Here is a 4,260-nt window from a genome sequence, read left to right as displayed (position 1 = left end):
CCTGCCGGTGGACGTGCGGGACCTTGGCGTCGACTTCGCGGTCCTCTCGGGACACAAGATGCTGGGCCCCACCGGCATCGGCGTGCTGTACGGCCGGTCCGAGCTGCTGAACGCGCTGCCGCCGTTCCTCACCGGGGGATCGATGATCACCACCGTGACGATGGAGCGCGCCGCATTCCTGCCGGCCCCGCAGCGCTTCGAAGCGGGGACCCAGAAAGTATCCCAGGCCATCGCCCTCGCCGCCGCGGCGAACTACCTCACCGAGACGGGGATGGGCCGCGTCCACGCCTGGGAGTCCTTGCTGGGGCAGCGCCTCGTCGAGGGCCTCGCGTCGATTCCCGGCGTCCGGGTCCTCGGGCCGGCTCCCGGACAGGAACGGATCGGCCTCGCGTCGTTCGACGTCGCCGGTGTGCACGCGCACGACGTCGGACAGTTCCTGGACAGCAAGGGTATCGCCGTCCGGGTCGGCCATCACTGCGCCCAGCCGCTGCACCGCCGCCTGGGACTGACAGCCAGCACCCGGGCCAGCACCTACCTGTACAACACGACGTCTGATGTGGACGCCTTCCTCGCGGCTGTCGCCGGGGTCCGCGCCTACTTTGGAGCCTAAGGATAATTCCGCATGAGCCTTGAACAGCTGTACCAGCAGATCATCCTGGAACACGCGAAACTGCGAACCGGCAGCGGACTGGCCGAAGCGCCGGTTCCGGCGGGCGCGTCGACCGGTCAGTCCCACCAGCTCAATCCCGTTTGCGGGGATGAGATCACTGTCCGGGTGGCGGTGTCCGACGGAAAGGTTGCCCAGGTGCGCTGGGACGGGGCAGGGTGTTCGATTTCGATGGCCTCGGCCTCGGTGCTCACCGACCTCGCCGAGGGGATGGACGTCGGCAGCTTCACGGCGGTCATCGACAACTTCCGCGAGGTCCTGCGGTCCCGCGGGAAAATGGCCGCGGATCCCGAAATCCTCGGCGACGCATCCGCCTTCGAGGGCGTTTCCAAGTACGCCGCCCGGGTCAAGTGCGCCATGATCTCCTGGGTTGCGGCCGAAGATGCCCTTGCCCAGGCACTGGCGCCCAGCACGCCGGCACCCCAGATGCCGTAGCACTCCAGATCCCGTAGAACGCCGAGAACCGTTGAATCCCTGGAATTGAAGAACGCCCGCGCGGGGCATGACGCTCATGCCCCGCGCGCGCCGGGCACGTGGCCTTAGCCGAGCAGGCCGGCAATCCCGATGGCCGCCGTCGCCGCCCCGAGCAGCATGGAGATGCTGACCAGGACGACGTGGACGGTGAGGAAGCGGGTGGCTTTGCCGTTGGCGTCGCGGGACCTCGGATCCTTCCTGACCCGGCGCAGGAACTGCGGCCAGACGGCAAGGGACCAGAGCCCGGCAACGATCAGGACGACGGCCAGGATTGCCGGCAGCTCCACGGGCTAGTGGCTTTCGAGCCAGGCCTGGGCCTGGGTGGACTGGATGTTCAGGGCCTTGCCCACCATCGGCTCGGCCGCTTCGGCGATCTTGCCGCCCAGGAACGGCACCGAGGACGTGACGGTGCCTTCCAGCTCGATCCGGGTGCTGCCGCCGTCGGAGACGAGGCGCTGGACGGCGTTGACGTCCAGGGGTGCGCCGGAGACCTTCAGGGTGATGTTGCTCAGCCGGGAGCCGTCGACTGCGGGGGCGTCCCAGGTTTCGAGCTGCGTCACCTTGAGGCTTTCGCCGACGAACTTCCGGGCGATCTCCGGCATCCGGGTGGTCGGAATAGTCCGCACGGTGGTGGTGCTGAAGGCGCCGGCCGTGTCGCCGTCGACAGCGAAGGACTCCAGGGTGCCGCCGACGAGTTCACTCGTGTGGCGCAGGAAGTCCTCGTTCACGAAAACAGCGGTGACGCGGTCAACGCTGTGCGGAAGGTTGGTGGATGCACTCAATGCCATTAGGGGTCCTCCGTGGGGTGGAACTGGTCGTTTCGGGCTCCAAACATCCTACGCGGTGTGCCCGGCTGGCTCCGATTCCTGGTCCTGGAGGGCCCTCGCCGCGGCCGTGATATTCCGCGACATGGCAGGGAAGATCAGGCTATGGAACGGCAGCACNCCGCCAGCCAGTACAGGCGCCCGCTGAGACCCTTCGGGAAGAAGATTGCCCGCTGGCGGTACCGGCTGCCGGTTCCCTCCGGCTCCACTGACAGCTCCAGCCATGCACGGCCCGGCGCCCGCATTTCGGCGCGCAGCCGGAGCAGCCGGCCGCGATCGATCCGCTCCGCCCGCCACCAGTCCACCACTTCGCCTTCGGCCAGCAGGTGCGGATGCCGCCGGCCGCGCAGCAGCCCTGCTCCGCCGGTGAGTTTGTCCAGCCAGCCGCGGACGCGCCAGGCCAGAGGCATGGAATACCAACCGTTCTGCCCGCCAATCCCTTCGATGATGGTCCAGACGTGCTTCGGGTCCACGTCGCTGGAGTAGCTGCGTTCGTCGAGGTACACCCGGTGGCCGGCCCACTCGGGATCGGAGGGAAGCGGATCGGCGTCGGCGCCCGCACTGGCCCAGGTGGTTTCCACCTGGCCGTCGCGCTCCTTGCCCAGGGCGAGGGCGACTGCTTTTCGGTAGGGGGTGAGCCCTCCTTCCGGCGGGGGGATGTACGCGTCGATGTCGTGTTCCCGGGAGACAGCATCGTGCTGGAGGGACTCCACGAGCGGCAGCGACATCGAGAGCGGGATCGGCGTGGTCAGCGCGACCCACATGCCCGCGAGTTTGGGCGCCGGAATGGGCAGCGCCAGCACCACCCGGTGCGGGAGGCCGGCCTCCGAGGCGTATTCCTGCATCATGCCTGCGTAGCTGAGGACCTGGCGGCAGCCGATGTCGAAGGTGCGGTTGATCGGGCCATCGAGCGCCGCGGCGCCGACGAGATAATGCAGCACGTCCCGGACCGCGATTGCCTCGATCTTGTTGCGCACCCAGCTGGGGGCGGGCATCAGGGGAAGCGTCTCGGACAGGTGCCGGATCATCTCGAACGACGCCGAACCGGAGCCGATCACGACTCCTGCCTGGAATACGATGGCGTCGACCGAACTCTCGAGGAACACCTTGCCCACGGCTTCGCGGGACCTCATGTGGGTGGAGAGCTCGGCGTTGGCGGGGTGCAGGCCGCCCAGGTAGACGATCCTGTCCACGCCGGCGTCGGCCGCGGCCCGCGCTGCGGTCTGGGCCATCGCCTTTTCCTTGGATTCGAAGCCCGACCCGGCCGCCATGGAATGGACCAGGTAGTACAGGACATCGACGCCTTCCAGTGCCGCGCGCAGGGCATCGCCGTCGTCAAGGCTGCTCTGGACAACTTCGACGTCGGCCAGCCACGGGACGCCGGCGATCTTGGCCGGCGTCCGGACCAGGACTTTCACGGTGTGACCGGCCTCCAGAAGCCGGGGGACCAGCCGGCCGCCGATGTAGCCGGTCGCGCCGGTGACCAGCACCGTCTTCGGCATGACGGTCTGCGCGGGCGTGGTCTGCGGGGTTTCGGGCGTGCCGGTCATGGTGACTCCTTGTCGTCTATGAGGCATTCGGAGCGCCAGGCCGTTCGGACGGCCGCGTATCCTGCCAGCCTAGTCCCGGCGCAGCCCAACCCCGGAGCAGCCTGGTGGCCCCACAAGCATGCAATGATCCCGTCCGCCCTCCCTCCATCGAGGCAACGCGGGGTCACCTATCGCCCATAGTTGCCCTCAGGATGGGCGCTATGTGACCCCGCGTTGTTCTGGCGGTCCGCTGCGTCCGGATTCGTGTCCGGGGTGCGCGGTAGGCTTGGGGTACCCGGGATTCTCGCGAATTCCGGCTATTCGTGTTGCCTGCATCCCCGTGATCCCTTCAGGAGCTTCAGCCCATGAGCCTCAACGGCCCCTCTCTCACCGGTTTGCGCCGTGTCCTCGCCGAAGACCGGAACTACGCCCGCGTCCGCGCCGAAGCCTCGCGCGGTTTCGCAGACCGCAGCGAGGACTATCAGATCAGCGCTCCCGCCGGCCTGCGCTCCGCGCTGCTCGCGGAAATGGCGGACGGGCTCTCCGCGCCAGCGGACGACGCGGCGGACAACAGCGGCCTGGCACCGGTCGTCCTTGCCATCACCGCCACCGGCCGTGAAGCCGAGGACCTGACGGCGGCGCTGCGCGCCTTCCTGCCGGCCGACGCCGTCGCCGAATTCCCCAGCTGGGAAACCCTCCCGCATGAACGTCTCTCGCCGCGCTCGGACACCGTGGGCCGGCGCCTGTCGGTGCTGCGCCGGCTCGC

Annotated in this window: 4 protein-coding genes and 2 pseudogenes; 3 read left to right on the top strand and 3 right to left on the bottom strand. The window is 68.5% G+C overall.

Features of this window, described 5'->3' with window-relative positions; genetic code table 11:
* Both K789_RS0113925 and sufU read left to right on the top strand, forming a co-directional pair.
* The coding region (locus K789_RS0113925) for an aminotransferase class V-fold PLP-dependent enzyme (RefSeq protein ID WP_024367285.1) at positions 1-610 on the top strand (610 nt) is incomplete at its 5' end.
* 12 nt (positions 611-622) lie between these two features.
* Positions 623-1,102: a Fe-S cluster assembly sulfur transfer protein SufU gene (gene sufU / locus K789_RS0113920; RefSeq protein ID WP_024367284.1), complete on the top strand. Its 480-nt coding sequence runs from the start codon at positions 623-625 to the stop codon at positions 1,100-1,102.
* A 104-nt stretch (positions 1,103-1,206) separates the two neighbouring features.
* Here the strand turns inward: sufU and K789_RS0113915 are convergent, their stop codons facing one another.
* The 3 genes and pseudogenes from K789_RS0113915 to K789_RS23155 form a co-directional block, all read right to left on the bottom strand.
* Positions 1,207-1,428: an SCO4848 family membrane protein gene (locus tag K789_RS0113915; RefSeq protein ID WP_024367283.1), complete on the bottom strand. Its 222-nt coding sequence runs from the start codon at positions 1,426-1,428 to the stop codon at positions 1,207-1,209.
* 3 nt (positions 1,429-1,431) lie between these two features.
* Entirely contained in the window at positions 1,432-1,929 is a 498-nt protein-coding gene (locus K789_RS0113910; RefSeq protein WP_024367282.1) for a DUF2505 domain-containing protein, read from the bottom strand.
* A 48-nt stretch (positions 1,930-1,977) separates the two neighbouring features.
* Positions 1,978-3,515: pseudogene (locus K789_RS23155) on the bottom strand (SDR family oxidoreductase).
* 344 nt (positions 3,516-3,859) lie between these two features.
* On the opposite strand from K789_RS23155, the pseudogene K789_RS23150 reads away from it, so the two are divergent.
* Positions 3,860-4,260: pseudogene (locus tag K789_RS23150) on the top strand (transcription-repair coupling factor); the annotation flags it as partial.

It is taken from the genome of Arthrobacter sp. TB 26 (genome assembly GCF_000427315.1).
GTDB lineage: Bacteria > Actinomycetota > Actinomycetes > Actinomycetales > Micrococcaceae > Arthrobacter.
The sequence above is the reverse complement of the archived record's forward strand: the minus strand, read 5'-3'. Positions and strand labels throughout refer to the sequence as shown.

What these genes read in the sequence shown, in the direction of transcription:
- K789_RS0113910 (WP_024367282.1), bottom strand. Translation starts at nt 1,929, where the DNA reads ATGGCATTGAGTGCATCCACCAACCTTCCGCACAGCGTTGACCGCGTC.
- sufU (WP_024367284.1), top strand. Translation starts at nt 623, where the DNA reads ATGAGCCTTGAACAGCTGTACCAGCAGATCATCCTGGAACACGCGAAA.